Source organism: Flavobacterium polysaccharolyticum (assembly GCF_038739875.1).
In the GTDB taxonomy this organism is placed as follows: Bacteria; Bacteroidota; Bacteroidia; order Flavobacteriales; family Flavobacteriaceae; genus Flavobacterium; species Flavobacterium polysaccharolyticum.
The window spans coordinates 133,064-155,616 of the sequence record NZ_JBCGDP010000002.1; the positions used below are offsets into that span (position 1 = coordinate 133,064).

Annotated in this window: 16 protein-coding genes; 7 read left to right on the forward strand and 9 right to left on the reverse strand. The window is 34.7% G+C overall.

Annotation, left to right across the window (positions count from 1 at the left end; translation table 11 throughout):
- Positions 1 to 83 precede the first annotated feature (83 nt).
- The 4 genes from WFZ86_RS02445 to rlmB all read left to right on the forward strand — a co-directional run bounded on the left by WFZ86_RS02445 (position 84) and on the right by rlmB (position 6,711).
- On the forward strand, positions 84 to 3,275 hold the full coding sequence (locus WFZ86_RS02445) for a SusC/RagA family TonB-linked outer membrane protein (protein ID WP_342690445.1): 3,192 nt from the start codon (positions 84 to 86) through the stop codon (positions 3,273 to 3,275).
- Positions 3,276 to 3,289: 14 nt separating this feature from the next.
- Positions 3,290 to 4,939 (forward strand): SusD/RagB family nutrient-binding outer membrane lipoprotein, encoded by a 1,650-nt coding sequence (locus WFZ86_RS02450; protein ID WP_342690446.1) that lies wholly within the window; start codon positions 3,290 to 3,292, stop codon positions 4,937 to 4,939.
- A 12-nt stretch (positions 4,940 to 4,951) separates the two neighbouring features.
- Positions 4,952 to 5,905 (forward strand): hypothetical protein, encoded by a 954-nt coding sequence (locus tag WFZ86_RS02455; RefSeq protein ID WP_342690447.1) that lies wholly within the window; start codon positions 4,952 to 4,954, stop codon positions 5,903 to 5,905.
- Positions 5,906 to 5,976: 71 nt separating this feature from the next.
- Positions 5,977 to 6,711, forward strand: coding sequence for a 23S rRNA (guanosine(2251)-2'-O)-methyltransferase RlmB (gene rlmB, locus WFZ86_RS02460; RefSeq protein WP_342690448.1), 735 nt, complete (start codon positions 5,977 to 5,979; stop codon positions 6,709 to 6,711).
- Between the two features lie 80 nt (positions 6,712 to 6,791).
- Here rlmB and WFZ86_RS02465 read toward each other — a convergent pair whose 3' ends face one another.
- Positions 6,792 to 7,571 carry a rhomboid family intramembrane serine protease gene (locus WFZ86_RS02465; protein WP_342690449.1) on the reverse strand — a complete coding sequence of 260 codons (780 nt, stop codon included), beginning with the start codon at positions 7,569 to 7,571 and terminating at the stop codon, positions 6,792 to 6,794.
- Between the two features lie 264 nt (positions 7,572 to 7,835).
- Here WFZ86_RS02465 and WFZ86_RS02470 point away from each other — a divergent pair, with 264 nt between their 5' ends.
- Complete coding sequence (locus tag WFZ86_RS02470) at positions 7,836 to 9,113, forward strand: replication-associated recombination protein A (RefSeq protein ID WP_342690450.1); 1,278 nt, start codon at positions 7,836 to 7,838, stop codon at positions 9,111 to 9,113.
- A gap of 105 nt (positions 9,114 to 9,218) precedes the next feature.
- On the opposite strand, the gene WFZ86_RS02475 is transcribed toward WFZ86_RS02470, so the two are convergent.
- Genes WFZ86_RS02475 through radC form a run of 5 tightly spaced genes read right to left on the reverse strand, consistent with a single transcriptional unit; the run spans position 9,219 to position 12,432 of the window.
- On the reverse strand, positions 9,219 to 9,971 hold the full coding sequence (locus WFZ86_RS02475; protein WP_342690451.1) for a hypothetical protein: 753 nt from the start codon (positions 9,969 to 9,971) through the stop codon (positions 9,219 to 9,221).
- A 57-nt stretch (positions 9,972 to 10,028) separates the two neighbouring features.
- A complete protein-coding gene (locus WFZ86_RS02480; RefSeq protein WP_342690452.1) occupies positions 10,029 to 10,718 on the reverse strand; it encodes a YjjG family noncanonical pyrimidine nucleotidase in 690 nt (229 codons plus the stop codon).
- Positions 10,719 to 10,723: 5 nt separating this feature from the next.
- Complete coding sequence (locus tag WFZ86_RS02485) at positions 10,724 to 11,182, reverse strand: RES family NAD+ phosphorylase (RefSeq protein ID WP_342690453.1); 459 nt, start codon at positions 11,180 to 11,182, stop codon at positions 10,724 to 10,726.
- Positions 11,182 to 11,685 (reverse strand): type II RES/Xre toxin-antitoxin system antitoxin, encoded by a 504-nt coding sequence (gene parS / locus WFZ86_RS02490; protein ID WP_315172118.1) that lies wholly within the window; start codon positions 11,683 to 11,685, stop codon positions 11,182 to 11,184. Before parS ends, WFZ86_RS02485 begins: the two co-directional genes overlap by 1 nt.
- Positions 11,686 to 11,739: 54 nt before the next feature.
- Positions 11,740 to 12,432 carry a RadC family protein gene (gene radC / locus WFZ86_RS02495; protein ID WP_342690454.1) on the reverse strand — a complete coding sequence of 231 codons (693 nt, stop codon included), beginning with the start codon at positions 12,430 to 12,432 and terminating at the stop codon, positions 11,740 to 11,742.
- Positions 12,433 to 12,502: 70 nt separating this feature from the next.
- On the opposite strand from radC, the gene WFZ86_RS02500 reads away from it, so the two are divergent.
- On the forward strand, positions 12,503 to 13,123 hold the full coding sequence (locus tag WFZ86_RS02500) for a DUF1287 domain-containing protein (protein ID WP_342690455.1): 621 nt from the start codon (positions 12,503 to 12,505) through the stop codon (positions 13,121 to 13,123).
- 108 nt (positions 13,124 to 13,231) lie between these two features.
- On the opposite strand, the gene WFZ86_RS02505 is transcribed toward WFZ86_RS02500, so the two are convergent.
- The 3 genes from WFZ86_RS02505 to WFZ86_RS02515 are packed head-to-tail and all read right to left on the reverse strand — an operon-like array spanning position 13,232 to position 15,790.
- On the reverse strand, positions 13,232 to 13,690 hold the full coding sequence (locus WFZ86_RS02505) for a GNAT family N-acetyltransferase (RefSeq protein ID WP_342690456.1): 459 nt from the start codon (positions 13,688 to 13,690) through the stop codon (positions 13,232 to 13,234).
- Positions 13,691 to 13,699: 9 nt separating this feature from the next.
- Positions 13,700 to 15,055: a UDP-N-acetylmuramate--L-alanine ligase gene (locus WFZ86_RS02510; RefSeq protein ID WP_342690457.1), complete on the reverse strand. Its 1,356-nt coding sequence runs from the start codon at positions 15,053 to 15,055 to the stop codon at positions 13,700 to 13,702.
- A 45-nt stretch (positions 15,056 to 15,100) separates the two neighbouring features.
- Positions 15,101 to 15,790 (reverse strand): tetratricopeptide repeat protein, encoded by a 690-nt coding sequence (locus tag WFZ86_RS02515; protein ID WP_342690458.1) that lies wholly within the window; start codon positions 15,788 to 15,790, stop codon positions 15,101 to 15,103.
- 129 nt (positions 15,791 to 15,919) lie between these two features.
- Here WFZ86_RS02515 and WFZ86_RS02520 point away from each other — a divergent pair, with 129 nt between their 5' ends.
- The gene (locus tag WFZ86_RS02520; RefSeq protein WP_342690459.1) at positions 15,920 to 22,420 is read left to right on the forward strand and encodes an alpha-2-macroglobulin family protein; all 6,501 of its coding nucleotides are present in this window, start codon (positions 15,920 to 15,922) and stop codon (positions 22,418 to 22,420) included.
- The last annotated feature ends 133 nt before the right edge of the window (positions 22,421 to 22,553 follow it).

The following is a 22,553-nucleotide window of genomic DNA, read 5'->3' on the forward strand; positions in this document are numbered from 1 at the left end:
CGCGCATAAAAAAGTTAAAAAAAGATTAGGAATGTTAACAAATTATTATGAGTTTTGGAGTACTAATTCAAAACAATTAAATAATGAAACTAAAGTTCAACGGACTCTTAGTACTTCTAATAGTACTAATGACGCAATTAACCATTGCGCAAGAAAGATCTGTTTCAGGTATTGTTTCTGATAATGCAGGATTGCCGATACCCGGTGTGAGTGTATTAATCAAAGGATCAAAAACTGGAACACAAACTGATTTTGATGGCAAATTCACCATTAAAGCAAACACTAGCCAAGTACTTGTATTTAGCTATGTGGGAATGAAAAACGAAGAAGTAGTTGCAAAATCTACTACACTAAACGTTAAAATGCAGAGCATTACCACAGAATTAGAAAGTGTTGTTGTGACTGCACAAGGAATTAAAAGAGAAAAGAAAGCCCTAGGTTACGCAGTAAGCGAAATCAAATCAGCAGATATTGAACAAAGAGCTGAAGGTGATATAGCAAGGGTTTTGAATGGAAAAGCTTCAGGTGTAGTAATTAACCAAACTAGTGGTATATCTGGTTCTGGAACAAGTATTAACATCCGTGGTTTAAACTCTATTTCTGGTAACACACAACCATTGTTTATTGTGGATGGTGTTCCTTTTGCGAGTGATACTAATGCAAATGGAAACTTTGCTGATGGTAACTCTGGATCAAGCCGTTTCTTGGATTTAGATCCTAACAACATCGCTAACGTAAACATCCTTAAAGGATATGCCGCTACAACATTATATGGTACTGCAGGTCGTAATGGAGTTATTCTTATCACTACAAAAGGAGGAGCAAACAATAAAGGTTCAAAAAAGAATGAAATCACCGTGAATCAATCTTTATTTATGAATCAAATCGCATCTTTACCAGATTATCAAAACAAGTTTGGTAACGGTTTTGACCAAGCTTACGGCAACTTCTTCTCTAACTGGGGGCCTGGTTTTTATAAAGATGGCCTAGGTGGTTATGCTGCAGCTGGATCTGGAGTTCAAGCTGACGGCACTGTTGCACACCCATATAACAGGGCAAATCTAGCTGCTGCGTTCCCTGAATACCAAGGTGTATTTATCCCTTATGCAGCCGTTAAGAATAACGTAAAAGATTTCTTCAGAATTGGTGCTGTTGTTAACACAAGTATTAACATTGCAGGTCAATCAGAAGACGGAAACACATCTTACAACTTCAACTTCGGTAATTTGAGTGACGAAGGATTTACTCCTGGTAACGAATTAAAGAGAACATCTTTTAGTGTGGGAGGTAGATCTAAATTAAGCAACAAATTCACTATTAGTGGAACTATGAACTTTTCTAGAACTGACTTCTTGACACCACCTGTTGCAAGAAGTAATGGATCTGGTGTTCAAGGTACAGGATTATCTATCTTCGCAGATCTTTTCTACACACCACGTAACGTAGATTTACAAAATTGGCCATATCAAAATCCTATCACAGGAGCTAACGTAAGTTACCGTTCTGCAAGTGATATCTTGAACCCATATTGGACCTTAAACAACTCGTTTGTTAAACAAATGACTAACAGAACTTTTGGTACTACGTCATTAGTTTACGATTTAAATGACAACATCAAATTAAACTATAGAGTTGGTTTTGATTTTTACAATGAGCGTAATGAAAATGGAACCAATGTTGGAGCGCCAAGAGGACCAGTACAAGGAAATTACAGAACTTTTGACAACAACAACATGATTTGGGATCATAACTTCCTTGTAAGTGGTAGCTATCAATTAACAGACAAATTAGGTTTGAATTTTCAAACAGGTGCAACTTCTAGAAGCGTCACTTATGATAGACAAGGAGTTAACAGTGTTGGACAACAAGTATTTAATGTTTTCAGACATTTCAATTTCGGAACACAAAGTCCAATTCAATATACTGAAAAACAAAACATCGTGGGTCTTTATGGTCAAGCCGATTTAGAGTATGATAAATATTTATATCTGCAACTTTCTGCAAGAAAAGACTGGGTATCTAACACCTTCGAAAACTCGATAACTTACCCCGCAGCATCTTTGTCATTCATTCCGACGGAAGCGTTTGAAGGACTTAAAAGCACTAATGGACTTAATTATTTAAAACTAAGAGCTGGATACGGTACATCAGCTGGATTTGCTTCTTCATACCCAGTATCAAACAATATCGATGGTTCTGCTAGAGACTTTTCAGATATAAATGGGGTAGTAAATCCTGCGCAACAAACTGCATCAAGATTAGGAAATCCTAACTTAAAGCCTGAGTTACTAAGTGAGTATGAATTTGGATTTGACTCAAAATTCTTAGACAATAGAGTTTCACTTAATGCTTCTTATTTCAGAAGACAAACTAAAAACTTAATTACTGAAACTCCTATCGACCCTAGTACAGGTTACCTATCAACATTTACTAATATTGGTAGATTAGAAGGTAATGGTATCGAAGTTGATTTAGATGTTGATATTATACGTAATGATGACAATGGTTTCAATTGGAATATTGGTGCCAATTTCTTCAAAGGTGAAATGATTGTTAAAGATCTTGGAGATTTAGAAAGAGTAACTATCGCCGGCTTCACTAACTTGGGTAACCAAGCTATTGAAGGAGAACAAATTGGCGTAATGGTTGGTTCTAGAGTTAAAAGAGATGCTAATGGTAATTTTGTAGTAAATAATGTAGGCGATTACGCAACAGAAGCAGGTCCATTTATCATTGGTAATCCAAACCCTGATTTCACTTTAAATACTACTAATACAATAAGTTACAAAAACTTCAACCTAAACTTCTTGATTAGCTATGTAAGCGGTGGAGACATTTATTCTCAAACAGCCGCAGCTTTGTTAGGTAGAGGTTTAACTACAGATACAGAAAACCGCTTGCAAACGTTCATTTTACCTGGAGTTAAAGAAGATGGAACACCAAACGATATACAAATTAACAACTCTACATACTACTTTAACAACGTAGCTTTTGGACCAGATGAATTAAGTGTATATGACGGCTCAGTCATTCGTTTAAATGAAATATCTTTGGGGTATAACTTACCAAAGAAAGTTTTAGAAAAAACACCTTTTGGAAGTATGAGCTTTACACTTGCAGGATACAACTTGTATTACAATGCATTTAATACACCAGACGGGGTAAACTTTGATCCAAACGTATTGGGTACAGGAGTTGGAAATGGTAGAGGTTTTGACTTCTTGAACGGACCTAGTGGAAAAAGATATGGTTTTAGCATAAAAGCTACATTCTAAAAATTAAAAAAACTATGAAAAAAATATTAAAATCAACAGGATTACTTATTGCAATGGTAAGTATGGTCACCTTCTCCTCTTGCGAGACAACAGGCCTTGACCTAAGAGAAGATCCAAATGCTTTATCTGTAAACGCAGCAGACCCAGACTTACTATTAAACAAAATACAAACACAGTTTGCTAGTACAATGCAAGGTTTTGGAACAGTAGGGTCAGAAGTAAGCCGTTTAAAGTGGATGTTTGGTCGTAATTACCAAGATGATGCCTACAGCGCAAGTACCTTCAATGGTGATTGGGAAGATTCTTACCAAGTTATTTTGAAGAATATTCAAGTAATGACTCCACTAGCAGAAGCTAAAGGATTTAAAAAGCACATAGGTATTGCACAAGTAATAGAGGCATACACTATTGTAACCTTGGTAGATTATTTTGGTGACATCCCTTATAGCGAAGCATTAAGCACTACTAACTTAACTCCAAAATTGGACTCTGGAAAAGATGTTTATGCTGCTGCTTTAGTGCTACTAGACAAAGCAATTGTTAACTTTAAAGCCTCTGCTCCAGCAAGTCCGAAAGATTTTTATTACAATGGAAACTGGACTAAATGGGAAAAATTAGCAAACACTATTAAATTGAAAATCTATTTGCAAACCAGATTAGTAGATGCAACTGCTATTAGTAAATTCAATACTATCATTGCTTCTAACAACTTTATTGGAACAGGAGAAGACTTTGAATTTCAGTGGGGTACAAGTAATGCTAATCCTGATGCAAGACACCCAGAATATATAAACAATTACACCCCTTCTGGAGTTGAAGCTGGATACCAAGCCAACTGGCTGATGCAAGAAATGAAAAACGGTAAATCAGTTCGTGACCCGCGCTTGCGTTATTATTTTTACAGACAAGTTAGCACTGTTCCTGTTAGTGAACAAGACTTAAGATGTAGTGTTGAGCCTGCACCAAATCATTATGTAGCTGGAAATTATGTATATTGCAGAATTGATAATGATCAAGGCTATTGGGGAAGAGACCATGGTAATGATGAGGGTATCCCGAATGATAGAGCCAAAAGAACTGCTTCTGGACTATATCCTGCAGGAGGACGTTTTGATGACAATACTTTTAAAGCCATTAATGGTATAAGTTTTGGAGCTTTAGGAGGCGGAATTACACCAATCCTTTTGGCCTCAACAGTTGATTTTTGGAGAGCCGAAGCGGCCTTATCACCAGGTGGTACAGGAGATGCAAAAGCATTAATGTTGGCTGGTGTAACTAAAAGCATCGCTAAAGTTCAAGGATTTATCACGAGAGACAGAACAGCTATTACAAGCTTTGTTCCAACTACAGCTGATGTTGCTGCCTACGTAACAGCTGTAGACACAAAATATACTGCAGCTGCTGATAAGCTAGATGTAGTGATTACTGAATTCTTTATTTCTCTTTTTGGAAATGGAACGGATGCTTACAACGCCTACAGAAGAACAGGATTACCAAGAATGATTCAACCTAACATTGAAGAAAAAGCAGATGGTTTTATTCGTTCATTCTTATACCCTGCTTCTGTAACGGGAACCAATCCAAATATTAAACAAAAAGCAAAAGTAACTCAACGTGTATTCTGGGATAATAATCCTGAAACAGGTTTTCCTTTTGGTAACTAAAAATAAATTATTATGAAAAAAATATTTAAATCATTAAGCGCAGTATTGCTTGCCGTTACCTTATTTTCTTGTAACGAAGGAGACAACCCTATCGACACTGTACTAAACGATGTAACTAGCGGTGCTTCATTACGCACCATAACAGTTGGAAGCTCAAGTATTCCACTTGGAGATGCTACCGGTAAGTTTCAAGTAACTTTAGAAGTACAAGATGCTAAGAATGGTGCAGAGACGGATAAAATAGACGTATATGTTTCTTTTAAAGACAATTCTACTGCAAACGGTTCAAATCCTAAACCAGAAGCTTTATTGAAATCAATTCCTTCTTCAGCTTTTGTAAAAGGAACTAGAGAATTACCTTTTGCAGACGTAACGGTTACAATTGCTGAACTTCAAACTAAATTAGGATTAACGACTGCACAATTTACTGGTGCTGATCAGTTCGTAATTCGTGTAGCACAGGTCTTAAAAGACGGACGCGTATTTACACGTGCTAATTCAAACTCGAACGTTGTTGGAGGCGCTTATTTCTCCTCTCCTTTTCAATACAACGCCAATGTTGTATGTCCAATTACAGAAAGTTTAGCTGGTGCCCATACTTTTGTTTCTACTAATATGAAAAAAGGGCCGTCAGGTTCTGCATGTGGTGGAAGTACAACTGGAACAGTTACTTTTGGTGCAACTGCAACACCAGGTGTTTACACGATTAGCGATATGTCCTTTGGACAATATGGTTACTGCTGGGGGGATTCTGATGCAACTTCTGCAACTGCAAGAGTTACATGGTTCTGTGACAAATTAGTAGCATCAGGCACTGACTTTTATGGCGAAACGTATACTTTTACTATTAAATCAGCTTCTGGAAATAAAATCACATTAGACTGGATTAACTCCTATGGTGATTCAGGAACTACTGAAATTACAAGAGCAGGTGGAGCTAATTGGCCAGCAATTTTTGCTAAATAGTTAAAAAATCGTCTTAGTATACTAAAACCATCACTTTCATTAGTGGTGGTTTTTTTTTATATCTTTACCCCATGGAAAAAGAACATCAAATATTTGGGATAAGAGCCATCATTGAAGCGATTCAAGCGGGGGCAACAGTAGATAAAGTTTACATTCAAAAGGAAGCAAGTGGTGAATTAATGAAAGATTTAATGAAAGTCATGAAAAGAGAAAACATTAATTTCTCTTACGTTCCTGTTGAGAAGCTAAACCGTTTGACCCCCAATAATCATCAAGGCGCGGTAGCTAGCATCTCTCCTATTTCCTTTTTTGATTTAGAATCTTTGATTGAGACAGTTCTTGAAAACGGGAAGAATCCGTTATTTTTAGTACTTGACGGAATTTCTGATGCTAGAAATTTTGGAGCTATCATTAGAACTGCTGAATGCACCGGTGTGAATGGAATAATCGTTCAAAAATCAGGTTCGGCACCTGTAAATGGAGATACGGTAAAAACTTCGGCAGGAGCTGTTTTTAATATTCCGATTTGTAAAGTAGACCATATTAAAGATGCTATTTTCTTACTGCAAGCAAGCGGAATTACCACCGTAGCAGCTACAGAAAAAACAGATCAAAGTTTATATGATGTAACTCTTTCTGAACCTACTGCTATTGTAATGGGAGCCGAAGATAGAGGTATTAATCCATCCGTTTTAAAAATTATTGATGAGAAAGCTAAATTACCTATGTTTGGAACTATTGGCTCACTAAATGTGTCTGTTGCTTGTGGGGCTTTTCTATATGAAGCGGTAAGACAAAGAAGTTAGATTATAGAAGGCAGATTGTAGAAGGCAAATCATAGAATACAGTTCGATAGAAAATAACGAATTGCTTAATATTAAAGGAATCAAGACTCTTGTTTTGGTTCCTTTTTTTGTGTGGGTACACAATCGTAATGAATGGGTAAATTCGAAGTGAAATACGCCATTATTGGATCTATCTCCTCCTCTAACTCAGGTTTGGGCGGATTAACAAAGTTACCTTTCTCGTCAAAACGCTGCATAAATTTATCTTGGGAAGGGTCATAATCTGGACGTTCCCAGTCATATTTGTATATTTTTTGATATTCTTCGGCTTTGAAAACAATAGACAACAAAAAACCAGTGATAAAGCCCGCTAAATGACCTTCCCAAGAAATGGTATTATCTACTTCGGGGAAGACATACCAAATCAAACCACCATAAACCAAAACGACAGTTAAAGAGAGCGCTACCAAACGATAATATTGCGTTTGAATTCCCTTGAAGAATATAAAACTGACTAAAACATAAATGAGTCCACTAGCACCAATATGATAATTAGGACGACCAATAACCCAAGTAATAACACCAGATAAAAGTATTCCGAAACAAAGAACAGCTAGCGTTTGCTTAGGATAAAAATAAGACAGGGCAGTCAACAAAACGAGTAATGGCAAGGAATTGTTATACAGATGTAATAAATCCGAATGGATGAAAGGACTGAAAAGAATGCCTTGCAATCCCGATAAAGTTCTTGGTAAAATACCATTTCGATCAAAATCGAAATGGAAACGGATTTCGAGCCAATAGACAACCCATATCGTCAATAAAAAAAGTAGTGGCAATAAGACTACGCGATTACGAAATTGAAAATGAGTTTCTTCCATAGGATAAATGCTATACTATTGGTCTCTCAAAAATACATCCAAAATAGCAGAAATGCTAAATTGTCATACCTAATGTGTCGTGGTAAGTTTAGCCCAGATGGGAATGGAAAGCCCGGAGTGCCGCGCTCTATTTTTTTCTTGGTAGAAAAGAGCGCCCAAAGGAAGCTCCTTTTATGCCTAGAAAAAAAAGAACGCGGTGCGAGGACTTGTAATGTACAGCTGGATTGGCTTCTGAAAACTATAAAAAATGTTTATTTTTGTGGTATGGAAGCACCTTTAGCAGAACGCATTCGGCCACAAGCATTGACGGATTATATTAGCCAAACCCATTTGGTGGGACCCAACGGCTCGTTGACGCAACAAATTAAGAATGGAATCATCCCCTCGCTCCTATTGTGGGGACCTCCTGGCACTGGCAAAACTACGCTGGCGCAGATTATTGCACAAGAATCTAAACGACCTTTTTATGAATTGAGCGCCATCAATTCTGGGGTGAAGGACATTCGGGATGTGATTGAAAAAGCCAAGCAAAGTGGCGGTTTGTTTACGGCCAAAAATCCGATTTTGTTTATCGATGAGATTCACCGATTTAGTAAATCACAACAAGATTCGCTTTTGGCGGCGGTTGAAAAAGGATGGATTACTTTGATTGGTGCTACGACTGAAAACCCAAGTTTTGAAGTGATTCCCGCTTTGCTATCACGTTGTCAAGTGTATATTTTGAATGCTTTTACCAAACAGGATTTAGAAGCACTGCTAGAAAGAGCCATGAAAGCAGACACCATTTTGGCTACCAAAAAAATTGAATTACAAGAAACCGAAGCTTTGCTGCGTTTATCAGGAGGCGATGGCAGAAAGCTACTCAACATATTTGAATTGGTAGTCAATGCCTCTGCCTCGGAACCGATTATTATTACCAATGAGCGAGTTTTGGAATTGGTGCAACAAAATACGGTTTTGTATGACAAGACGGGAGAACAACATTATGACATTGTTTCCGCTTTTATAAAATCGATTCGAGGGAGTGACCCCAACGGGGCGGTATATTGGTTGGCTCGAATGATTGAAGGCGGAGAGGACGTTAAATTCATAGCCAGACGGATGTTGATTTTGGCAAGTGAGGACATTGGGAATGCTAATCCGACGGCCTTTATTATGGCTAATAATACGTTTCAGGCGGTGGCTACAATTGGCTATCCTGAGAGCCGTATCATTTTGAGTCAGTGTGCGGTTTATTTGGCAACTTCCCCAAAAAGTAATGCTTCTTATATGGCTATTGGTACGGCACAACAAATCGTAAAACAAACGGGAGATTTACCTGTTCCCTTACATTTAAGAAACGCTCCAACGAAATTAATGAAGGAGTTGGGCTATGGAGAAGAGTACAAATATTCACACGATTACGCGAACAATTTTGCCGAACAAGAATTCCTTCCCGATGCACTGAGCAATACGCCTATTTATGTTCCCGGTAATAACTCGAGAGAAAATATTATTCGAGAGTTTTTGAAAAATAGATGGAAAGAAAAGTATGGATACTAATGAGGTTAGAAATTAGAAGTTAGAAGTAAATAAAATAAAAACGAAAATACTAATTAATCAAAGCATTCTCGTTTTTTTATTTGTTCGGTTGCTATTCTAAACTAACTAAAACTTAATCGCTATTTTTTCAGATAGTAATTGTTCATTTTGATAATACTCAAAATACCACTCGTTGTCTTTTAAAAGTAAAGCACCTTGAACTCCGTCTCTAACAGCCGTGAAGTAATCGCTTTTTGAAGTTTTGTACAATTTCATAACAACTTTTGGAGTTGTATCTACTAATTGATAGCCATTGGGTGTAGGCTGTGCATAATAAACCGCAGTATTAGCTACTACGTTAGTTGCTACTACAGCGCTAACTGGTGTATCAACATTGGACGCAACTGGAACTGGATTTGGAGTGAAAACCGCGCTTGGAGCTGTTGTAACTACCGGTATTGCTCCTGGAGTGTATTTGTAATGCATTGCGTACAACGAATTAAAAGCTTCGTTTATAACCTCAGTATACGCCAACTGATAGTCTTTTTCTTTGGTATAGCCCGTAGTTGATTTAAATATTTCTTTTCCATTACAATCTTTCAATACAAAATACATTTTGGTAGCCAAAAAGGCTTTTACATTAATAACATCAATGTATAACAAACTGCATTTGTCGTAAGGATTAGGCTCCTCTGTATAAAAGGCTTCAAAACCAGCTTTAGCCAAATTATGCTTCGTTAGTGTAGAAACACGGTATTCGTTCTTATTTTTTTGAAAATCAAATTTCAAAGGAACAATAACCGCTTTAAAATCATTAATCGACTGAGCGAATGAAAAACTAGTCAAAAGGGCGAAAAAGAATAAAAAACGTACTTTCATTATCATTATTTTAAAGTAAAAAACAGAGGAAAAGGCCTCTTTCTAATTGGTTTAAAGTTACAAGAAATTCTTTAACTCTAGTAAATGTTTTACTTGTTTGATTTCGAGCTCTACAGGAACTTGATTTGGGTTGAAAAATATAGCAGTTAAACCCGCATTTATCGCCCCATTTACATCTGCATCGAGACAATCGCCAATCATTACACTCTGCTCCTTTTTGGTATTAGCCACTTCGAGTGCGTGTTCAAAAATAATAGGATTCGGCTTCTTAACTCCTGCCATTTCTGAATTTGTGATGGTTTTAAAATAAATTTCTAAATTAGAATTTCTAACTTTTTTATCTTGAACATCAGCAAAGCCATTGGTAATAATATGCAAGGTGTATTTTTTATGCAAGTATTCTAAAATATCGATAGTTCCTTCGAATAGAAAGTTATTTTCAGGCAACAACTCAATATAGTCAATTGCCATTTGATGAATTGCTACGTCAGAGATAGCATATCCCAAGGTATCAAATGACAATTTCAAGCGATCATAACGCAATTGATCATGCGAAATTTGATCATTTTGATACAATTTCCAACAGGCTTGATTAATAGGAATATATTTTTCTATAAATAAGGTCGTATCCACATCTGGGTGTTTTTTTTTGAAGATGGCATCAAAAGCCATTTCAGAATTCTTATCAAAATCCCAAAGGGTATGATCTAAATCAAAAAAGACATCGGTTATATTTTCTAAAAGCATACTATTTATTTGAATATTCGTTTATCAAAAGGAAAATCAACTTGATCTATGATTTGAATTTGCTTAAAATCCTGATGAAACGGATTGATTAAAAAATTGAAATCTCCTTTAACCACAGCCGAAGGCACTTTCAGTATAGCAAAATCATTTTGTTGAATAAAACGATCTCCAATTACAGCGGTATGAAATGAAGATGGAAACACATTCCAATCCGATTGTAAATCGGCCATTTTGACTTCTAAAACCTCAATAGTATCAGGAATAGAAATGGTTAACATCACAAAATCACTTGGCAAAGTAGCTAAGGACAAATGTACTACAACTTCCGCCATAGCAAGCGCTCTACTTTCTGCTGTGTAAATAATTTCTGTGCCTTTAGAATTCCATCTGGCACCACACATTGAAGCGCCTTTTCCAGATAATTCTATTGGATATTTCTTTCGGGCTAGTCGAAAAACTTCCATTACACAAAAATACCTTGATCTATTTTTATCATTTCTTGCAAGACCATTTCTTTGCCATAGGAATCTCGCAATAACTCAATTGGTTTTAGATTCCCTAAAGCATAGGAAGGAAGATTTAACCAACTGTAAAACTGTTCTTCTGAATCAAAAATTGCTCTTCCAACAGTGGTTACTTCAGCTAATTCTAATATTTTTTCGGACTGTAAAGGTTTAAAAACAAAACTGTCTTTGGCACGACTACGCTGCAAAGATTTTGTAGATATCCCTAAGAAAAGCGCCCAATCTTCTTCATTAAAAGGGGTTTGATCCTGAATCAATTTGAAAAAATCATAAGGAATCCCTTCGCGAATCGCGTGAACAATTAGCATTTTGTTTTTTAGAAAATCGTTGTACGTTAGTTTTTTATTTAGGACTTTGTAGCCACTAGTTTGTTCTAACTTTGAAACAAACGAACGAACCATTACATTAATAGCTGTATGAGAATTTAGTTTAATCGCTTCCATAAAAAAGACATTTGTCTGCAAATATAAGACAAATGTCTCTATTAATTGCGCTAATTATAAAATTCCTTCATCAGCAAAGCTAAAATAACCATGCTCAGTGACAATTACATGATCTAAAACAGGAATATCCAACTGTAGTCCAGCATTTTTAATTCTTTTAGTCACTTGAATATCAGCTTCACTGGCCTGCAGTTTTCCTGACGGATGATTATGTGCCAAAACAATAGCTACGGCATTTTGCTCTAAAGCAATTTTAAACACTAATCGCACATCAACAATTGTCCCAGTAATTCCGCCTTTGCTGAGTTGTGCTTTAAAAATAATCTTATTCGAATTATTAAGATATACTACCCAAAATTCCTCATGAGGTAACTCACCTATAATAGGATACATTTCTTGATACATGACTTTACTGGAAGTCACTTTTACCAATTCGAGAGGATTTTCTTCTTTTCTTCGTCGGCCTAATTCTAAAGCGGCTGCAATCGTAATGGCTTTGGCTTCGCCTATCCCTTTAAATTCCATTAACTGAGCTAAAGATTGTTTTCCTAAAGAAGACAAATTATTATTGACACTAGCTAAAATACGTTTACTCAGCGCCACTGCCGATTCATTTCTACTTCCTGAGCCAATCAAAATAGCTACTAATTCGGCATCGCTTAAAGCATTTTTACCTTTGAGCATCATTTTTTCACGAGGTTTGTCATCTTCAGACCAATGGGTTATAGGAAAATTAGTTGATTCCAAATGGTAAATAATTAAAATTGAACACTATACTAGTTTTGAAAAAATATCGTTATACAATAAAAGTAAAAAAATGAAAGCAATTTATTTAATTTTCCTACTAAATTATTTTTCCACTACTACTACAAATCCAGCTTTTACACCAAATACAAAACCCTTTTCCATACAACTTTCGGAAGCTGCGCTAACAATTATTAATCCGAATGTCAAATATGATCCCACTTATTGTTCCATAAAATATCCAAATGGGGATGTTCCCAAAAACAAAGGAGTTTGTACGGATGTAGTAATAAGAGCCTACAGAAAACTCAATATTGATCTACAAAAAGAAGTACATGAGGATATGAAGGCAAATTTTTCAAAGTATCCTAATCTCAAGAAATGGGGAATGAAAAAAACCGACACCAACATTGACCATAGAAGAGTACCAAACTTGGAAGTATTCTTTGAAAGAAAAGGCAAAAAGTTATTGGTATCCGATAAAGCTCAGGATTATAAAACTGGAGATATTGTCAGTTGGATGATCAACGGAAAACTTCCTCATATAGGAATTGTAACTCACAAGAAAACAAGTGATGGCTTGCGCCCCTTTATTGTTCATAATGTAGGGTACGGACAAGTACTAGAAGACTGTTTATTTAAGTATAAAATAGTGGGACATTATCAGTATAAAAACAGCCAACTTAAACATTAAATTCTTCCGTTTTGATAATACAGAGAATTAAGCGTAACTACCCTTTAAAACCTAACACGTCATATTTAAAAAACTATAATTCACAAACTAACCATGAACCGCTACATTTTAAATGTTTTTTCGCATGCAAATACTATTTGCTAACCCTTCATAAGGCGGATAATTTTCAACAATACTATACCCAACTTTTTGATACATTTCTATTGCAGCCGTTTGCTTATGTAAGGTTTCTAATACCGAAATAGAATATCCTAAATCTTTTGCCCAAGACTCTAATTCTTGTAACATTTGACTCGCTATTCCTTTACCACGCATTACTTGATCTACAAACATTCGCTTTATTTCAATAGTGTTTTGATCGTATTTCTTAAAACAACAACAAGCCACGGCCTCTTCATTATAATAAACCAATACCACATTGGGGTTAAATTCAATATTATTATTCCCCCAATAATCAGCTTTCAACTCAGGATACGTGCCCCAAAGACTATCGTCTAAAGCTTTTATTAGCTTCAAGAAATCAGGATTTTCACTGGTTGTTTTTACAATCGTAACTTGCTCTTTCATAGTAAAAAACTATTTAATTATATTTTTAACCTCATCAAAATTCAATCCGCCGTAATTACCGGAACTCATTAGCAATAGTGCAGAATTCTCTAAATTTTGATTAAACAAAAAAGTCTTGAATTCGGCTGGATTAGTATAAATAATTAAGTCTTCTCTATTGAAAGCTTTGGCTATTTGTTCATAGGTCACTTCTTCGAGTTGTTTAATTTTTACAGCATCAGGAGAATAGAAAACCACGGCAACATCCGCATATTCAAGTGCTCCTTCATATTCTTTTAAGAATTCAGCATTCAGACTACTGTAGGTGTGTAATTCCAGACAAGCTACCAAAGTACGATCAGGATATTGTTCTTTTACTGCTTTTGTAGTTGCAGCCACTTTACTTGGCGAATGCGCAAAATCTTTGTAAGCCACTTTCTCTTTACCTTCGGCTATTTTCTCTAATCGTTTCGAAGCTCCTTTAAAACTAGCAATCGCTTCATAAAAATCAGCTTCATCTACGCCCATATTTTGACAAATCCATTTGGCACCCGCAAGATTGTTCAAATTATGCGCACCAAAAACCTCAATTGGCATAGGACCCTCTGGCGTTTCTAAAAGTGTTACTCCATCTTTTACTTCATAGTTTGGAGTGGTATACGCCATTTTACGAATAGGATTCGTAGCTGATTCGGCCACTCTTTTTACTTCAGCATCTTCAGCATTATACACTAAAATTCCGCCATTGGTGATTTTGTCAATAAAAATCTCGAATTGATTAACATAATTCTCATACGTAGGAAAAACATTGATGTGATCCCAAGCAATCCCTGAAATCAAAGCAATATTAGGTTGATACAAATGAAATTTGGGTCTTCTGTCAATTGGAGAAGACAAATACTCATCTCCTTCCAAAACCATAAAATCATTTTCTTCTGTAAGATGCACCATAGTATCAAAGCCTTCCAATTGAGCACCCACCATATAATCTACTGCTATGTTATGATAGTGCATAACGTGCAAAATCATTGAGGTAATCGTAGTTTTTCCGTGTGACCCACCTATTACCACACGAGTTTTGTTTTTGGATTGTTCGTATAAAAACTCAGGGTAAGAATAAATTTTCAATCCTAATTCTTGAGCTTTTACTAATTCTGGATTATCAGCTTTAGCGTGCATTCCTAGAATCACGGCTTCAATATCAGCAGTAATTTTTTCAGGAAACCAACCTAGTTCCGCAGGCAAAATTCCTTTTTTCTCTAATCGAGACTTTGAAGGTTCGAAAATAGCATCGTCGCTACCCGTTACTTGATATCCTTTGTTGTGTAGAGCCAAGGCCAAATTGTGCATTGCACTTCCTCCAATAGCTATAAAATGAGTTTTCATAGTAAATTCCAGATTTATAAGTTCCAAATTTCAATTGAAATTTGATTAATTTTTTTCGAATTGCACTTTTAGTTCTTGCGCTTTCTTAGGGTTGTTTAATTTTTTCAAATATAATTGATATAATTTTTGAAAAGTGACTTTTGAATTGCCAATTTCGTGCGCTTTTTTATATTGAATTTCAGCAGCCGAGTAGCGATCGAAATATTCCTCAATATGCCCACGAGACAAATAACCATCCACAGGAGAAATTTTCAATAATTCATTAGAATATTGTATCGCTTTGGATTGACTACCACCAACTATTCCAGGCAATTGCAAATTGAGTTCAATGAGTGCCCATCTCGCATCAATGTGTTTAGGCTCTAGAGTTATCGCTTTTTCAAAAGATGAACGGATATCACCAATCATCCCCAAAGCCTTGAATTTATTCACCTCTTTGGCTTTCATCCCCATAACTCCACCGCATTTGTAATGATAGTCGGCTTCATTGGGTTTTACTTTTTTCAACTTATTGTAATACCCCAACGCTTTATCCCATTGCTTTTGTTTCCCTGCGATATCGCCAAGACATTCTAACGCTTTCAAATCATTTGGGTTTGTTTTCAATACCGACTCAAACAAAGGAACTGCTTGTGCGTACTTTCCGGTTTCAAATAACTTTTCGGCTGTCTCGAAATTAGATTGTGCAACCATAAAAAGAGGAAATAGAATAAAAAACAGTACTGATTTTTTCATTCTTCAAAAATAAGAAAATGCAGTAAGTTTCGTTTTACTTTAAATAAAAAAAAGTAATTTATACGAAATACTTTTAGTAATCTCCCAACCTTTTCAATCAAAAAACACTCTTTATACAAAAACACACTTATGAAAAACATATGTTATCTACTTTTATTGCTCTCAAGTGCGCTATTTGCACAAGATTATGATAAAAACTGGCAAAAAGTAATTCAATTTGAGAATCAAGGAAAATTGAAATCAGCAAATACTATTGTCAACAAAATACACAAAAAAGCAATTTCTGATAAAAATGAAGTACAAATTATCAAGTGCTTTTTTTACGAATCTAAATATTTGCAAGTAGTCGACGAAAATGCACAAAAAAAAATTATTCTCAATTTAAAGAAAGAAATCAACCAGGCTTCTATACCATCTAAAGCTATTTTGAATTTAATTTATGCAAAATGTTTGAGCGATTACAAAGGAGAGTATGAAAATATTGCAGTCGCAGTTACAGATACCTCTGAAATCGCAGATGAAAATAGTGAAGTAACCATTGACAGTTCAACAGTTACTGGATTTAAAACTTCAGAGGACATTGTCAAAATATTTGGAAGAACTTTAGAAAATGAAGCTATTTTAAAAACTACACCTTTAACCAATTACGAACCTATATTTGATTTTTTTACTTTAGAAAAATTCAAAAAAGAAAATCTGTTTGATTATTTACTAAAAGAAAACATTGCTTTTTATAAATCAAAAATAAATGAATGGCAGTTTCAACCCAAAGAATATGAAACCCAAAAAAACACTCTTTTGGGCAGTACTGATATCTTTTTAAATTTAAATCTCGATTTTATTAAAGATGAAAAACTAAAAAAAATACTTTCTTTATATCAAAAACTGGAAACTGAAGCTCCTGTTTTTGAAAACCAATTAGGACGAATTTTGTTTTGTTCACAATTCCTCATAAAATCAGATGAAGCGTTATTAAATGCTCTAATTAATTTGGAAAAAGAAGCAAAAGGAACAATTCAACTACAAAAAATTCGATTAGAAAAAGCAACTGTTTACGCCGAATTAGCTTCCAAAGAACTTCATCCTGATTACAACACCAAAGCGATTTCTGAATTAGAACGTGTTTTGACAACAAACAATAATTCGAACACCTACAAACTGGCGATTCAAAAAAAAGAAAAACTGGATTCAAAAACCATTCAGGTTGAACTTCAAAAATACATTTATAATAAAGAAAACTCTAGAGCTTTTATTCGATATAAAAACACAAACAATTTAACGATTTCTATTTTTAAAATAAATTACAGCAAAATTTTCGAATTCAATAATACACCACAAAAACGTGACAGTCTGGCTACCCAAATTGTAACTAATAAAAAACCATTAATAACAAAAAGCTACGAACTTGTTGACAAAAAAGATTATTTTGAATACACCACCGAAGTCCTTTTGCCACAACTTGAAACAGGTAGTTATTTGGTTTATTTTGAAAGTCACACCAACTCAAAAGACAAAAAAGGTTATGGCTACGAAACCATCACAGTATCGAATATTTCAGTCTTAGCAAATACAAAAGAAAACACAGAATACTACACGATTTTGGATAGAAAAACGGGGAAACCAATGGAGAATGTTTCGTTAAAATCAAAATACTTCGATATCAAAACCAATAATGAAGGCTTAGCCAAATACGAACGAAAAAAAGAGGATAATAACAACTACTACAATTATTACCCTATTGACTTAACGACTGACAAAGACACCATTCAAATCAACAAAAACTATCTTCCTAATGCTTATGAATATTCTGAAGAAGACGAAGAGGAAGACTTTAAAAGTAAAGTAGAATTCTACTTAGACCGAGCTATTTATCGTCCAGGACAAACGGTTTATTACAAAGGAATTGCTTTTCAAAAAAAGAACAACAAATCGAGTATAATTCCTTACACTACGTTTAAAATAATAATTGAAGACCCTAATAATTCAGATTTCAAAGAATTTAATGTCACCACTAATGAATTTGGTTCATTCTATGGCGAGTTTGTTTTGCCAAAAACTGGTTTAACCGGTGATTTTAGAATTGAAGCCGAAAAACCTGATGATTATGAAAAAGATGTTTCTTATAATAAAATAAAAGACGAACATCCGTTTTGGGATAACGTAGATTTTGAAAACTCAGAAATATCTTTTAAAGTAGAAGAATACAAACGTCCTAAGTTCGAAGTGACTTTTGAATCTAAAAAAGAAAGTTTTCAAGTCAATCAAACTGTTTCAGTAAAAGGAACAGCCAAAGCATTTGCTGGAAGCGCTATTTCGGATGCTAAAGTTACATACACAATAACACGTTTTACGAACTCTTTTCGAAATTACTACAATAATGAACCAGAAGAAACTTTAGTAAGCAGTGAAACCAAAACGGATGCCTCTGGAAAATTTGTGATTAATTTCATTGCGCAACCGTCTAAAAATGCAAACAAGGAACAGCTTCCTGTTTTCAATTATAGAATAAACTCAAGCGTTACGGATAGCAATGGAGAGACGCATACAGCGGTAACCACTATCAAAGTGGGTTACCACGATTTGGTACTAAATGCTCTTATTCCAAATAGTATTGAGACAAAAAACAAAAATGAAATCACTCTGAACAGTACTAATTTGAATGGAGAATTCAAAGCCATAAAAGGAGAAATCAAATTGTATTTTGTAAGTCCATTTCCAAACAAATTCAAATCCAGAGTTTTTCAACAACCTGAAATCAGTACTATTTCGGATACTGATTTTGAAAAATTATTTCCTTATGAAATAAACTTTTCTAAAACTTCCGAAAAGCCTGCTGAAAAATTAGTCTTTTCTAAAAATGTAGATACCGAAAAAGACAAAAATCTTGCTTTAGATTTTATATCCGATTATCAATCTGGAAATTATAAAGTTGTATTTTCTGCAAAAGACAGTTTTGACAATGCAATTGAAACAACTTCAAATTTTCAAATAACACAAAGCAAAGTCAAACTAAATCCAAGCAAATTATTTACTGCACAACAAGTTAATGATGACCCAAAAAAAGATGGTTTTGTAGTAATAAAACTAACTTCTATAGTTCCAGAGCTTTATATTTCAACTACTGCCAGTTATAACAGACAATCCTTTTTTGAAAAAACTTCATATTTGCAAAACAATCAAATTACTGTCAAAATTCCATTAAAAAAAGAATTTGAAAACAGTATCGATATTGGTTTTCAAAGTATTTTTGAAAATGAAAATTTTACAGATAATCTTACTATAGTTCTAAAAACAATTGCTCCTAAACTTGATTGGAATGTAGAAAGTTTTAGAAATAAAATCCAGCCTGGAAGTAACGAAAATTGGTCGTTTAAATTGAACGCAATTGATACTAAAAAAGAAGCAGAAGTTTTAGTCTCGATGTATGACAGTTCCTTAGACCAATTTACCAAAACGGAATGGGGAGCACTAAACTTTTATGAGTATACGAACAATGGAACCAATTTCAAAACCAATTTGGGGTTTGAAAAAACCAGTACTTATATCAGTAATTTAAATACAAGTGGAACACAAATTCGACTAAACAATGAAGATACCAAATTGATGTGGTTTGGATTTGATTTTAATCAAACAAATCCCAAATTCTATGAATTAGAATATAAAAAGCAATTAACCAAAAAGGCTAAAAAACCAGCAAATGCTAAATTAATTTATGGGTATGTTTATGATTCTAAATCAGCGGTATTACCCGGTGTTGCTGTAACTGTAAAAGGAACTACACGAGGAACTCAAACAGATTTCGATGGATATTATGAAATTGATGTTGCTAGTGGCGAAGAATTAATATTCACTTATATTGGATTTAAAAGTGAAACGAAAATTGTAGATGTATTTAAAAATATAGATGTGGTTTTACATGAAGATGCCAATTCTTTACAAGAAGTTGTAGTTATTGGATATGGCATTAAGAAAAAAGCATCTATAACAGCGGCAATTACAATGCTTTCAGGAAAGGTTAGCGGTGTTAGTATTTCTGGAGCAGCTGGAGGATCAGACAAAATAATGATTAGAGGTAATGCATCCATAAGCGGAGCAACATCATTATATGTCATTGACGGAGAAATTGCCTCTGAAGAAGCTCTTAAAAATATAAATTCATCAGACATTCTTTCCATCGATGTTATAAAAGATGCCTCAGCCACTGCTTTATACGGCAGTAAGGGCAAAAATGGTGTTATTATCGTAATAACCAAAAAATCCCTCGAAGCTTTGACCCAAGTAAAAGCAAGAAAAAATCTATCAGAAACCGCATTCTTTTTCCCCAATCTAAGAACCGATGCCAAAGGCAAAGTGAACTTCAATTTTACTTCACCAGAAGCTTTGACCGCTTGGAAACTTCGTCTATTGGCGCACAACAAAGAAGCCGTCTCAGGTTATTTAGAACAAAGTGTAATTACACAAAAAGAACTGATGGTTATACCCAATTTCCCTCGCTTCTTTAGAGAAAAAGATTCAATTGTCATTACTGCAAAAGTTAGTAATATGACTAATGAAACCAAAAATGGTATGGCCCTTTTGCAACTTTTTGATGCCACTACTATGCAATCTATTGATGCTAAAACAACAAATACTAAAACGGTTAAAAGTTTCAAGATTGCTCCTTTTGGGAACAGCCTTGTGAGTTGGAAAATCTATATTCCTGAAGGGATGCAAGGTGTTCAATATAAAATCTTGGCAAAAGCAGGTAATTTCTCAGATGGAGAAGAAAATATCCTCCCTGTTTTGAGCAATTCAATGCTGGTAACCGAAAGTATTCCTATTTGGGTACGAGAAAATTCAAAAAAAGAATACAGTTTTGAAAACCTAAAAAACAATACTTCGACTACTTTACGAAACCATCAATTTGTTTTAGAATATACCTCAAACCCTACTTGGCTAGCCATTCAATCCTTGCCGCATTTGATGGAATATGAACACGAATGTGCCGAACAAACTTTTGCGCGTTTTTATTCTAATGCCTTGGCTTCAGAAATCATTTCTAGTAATCCGAAAATTGCTACTCTTTTTGAAGCTTGGAGAAAAAACGGAAAGTTAAATTCAAAACTTGAAGAAAACGAAGAACTCAAATCGATGATTTTGGCCGAAACACCTTGGTTAAATGATGCTCAAAACGAAGAAGAAAAAAAGAAGCATCTCGCCTTGCTTTTCGATTTAGAAAAAATGAAGACCTCGCAAGAAACTACATTCAATAAACTAAAACAAAAACAGACCCCTTCAGGAGGATTTGCTTGGTTTGACGGTGGCAATGAAAGTGAATACATAACGCGACATATTTTGGCTGGATTAGGACATTTGGCAAAATTAAATGCTGATGATGCGACTATTGAAAAAATAGATGCAATTTCCGAAAAAGGCATTCCGTTTATTGACAGTAAATTTTTAGAATATCATAAAATCAGAACCCAAAACGAGAAAGCAACAGACAAATTAATTTGGTTGAACCCCAATTCTGATTTGCATTATCTCTATACCCGTAGTTTTTACTTGAAAGATTATCCCCTTTCAGATACTTTAACAAAAACCACAAAAAGGTATCTTGAAACCGCCAAAACAGATTGGTTGGGTTACTCTTTATATGAAAAAGGATTAGCCGCCTTGACTTTACACCGATTTGGAGAAAAAGAATCCGCTAAAAAAATTCTAGAAAGTCTAAAAGAAACCGCTTCCAATAATGAAGATTGGGGGATGTATTGGATTGCTAACAAAGCAGGCTGGTATTGGCATCAAGCTCCTATAGAAACTCAGGCGCTATTGATTGAAGCCTTTACAGAAGTTTTAGACGATACAAAATCGGTGGATGCTATGAAAGTTTGGTTACTGAAAAATAAACAAACCAAAAACTGGCCCACAACAAAATCCACAACCGAAGCTATTTATGCCCTATTACTAAAAGGAAACGATTGGTCAAGTGTTAAAGACAATACAATCTTAAAAATTGGAGAGGAAAAAATCCTTACCAAAAAAATATCCGAAAACGAAAAAGAAGCCGAAACTGGATATATCAAACTCAATTGGAAAGCCGATGAAATCAATAAAGAAATGGCCCACATTACTATACAAAACAAATCAAAAGTTCCTGGATTTGGAGGTGTGTATTGGCAGTACTTTGAGGACTTAGACAAAATTAAAACCAATTCAGAAACGGTTTTATCTATAGCTAAAGAATTATATCTGAAGAAAAATACACTTTCAGGAGAAGAATTACAAAAAGTTACCACTAAAAATAGTTTAAAAATTGGCGATTTAGTAACCATCCAATTAATCATTTCTTCAAAAGAAGATATGGAATTTGTTCATTTAAAAGATATGCGTGCTGCTTGTTTTGAACCTATAAATGTACTTTCGGAATACCAATACAAAGGCGGACTAGGTTATTATATGAGTACAAAAGACACTGCTACGCACTTCTTTTTCGACTATATTAACAAAGGTACTTATGTCTTAGAATACGATATTCGAGTAAATAATCAAGGTGACTTCTCTAACGGAATCAGCACTATTGAAAGTATGTATGCACCAGAATTCAACAATCACACGAAAGGGGTTCGAATAAACACAAAAGAACAATAAAAATATACACTCGTAAAAAAAGTTCTTGGTTTTGAAGAAAAATTCAATTGAAATAGATATCTAATGAAAAATATGAGTTCATTTGTATTTTATGAAAGTATTATCTATTAAAAAAAAAACAATAAATCAATAT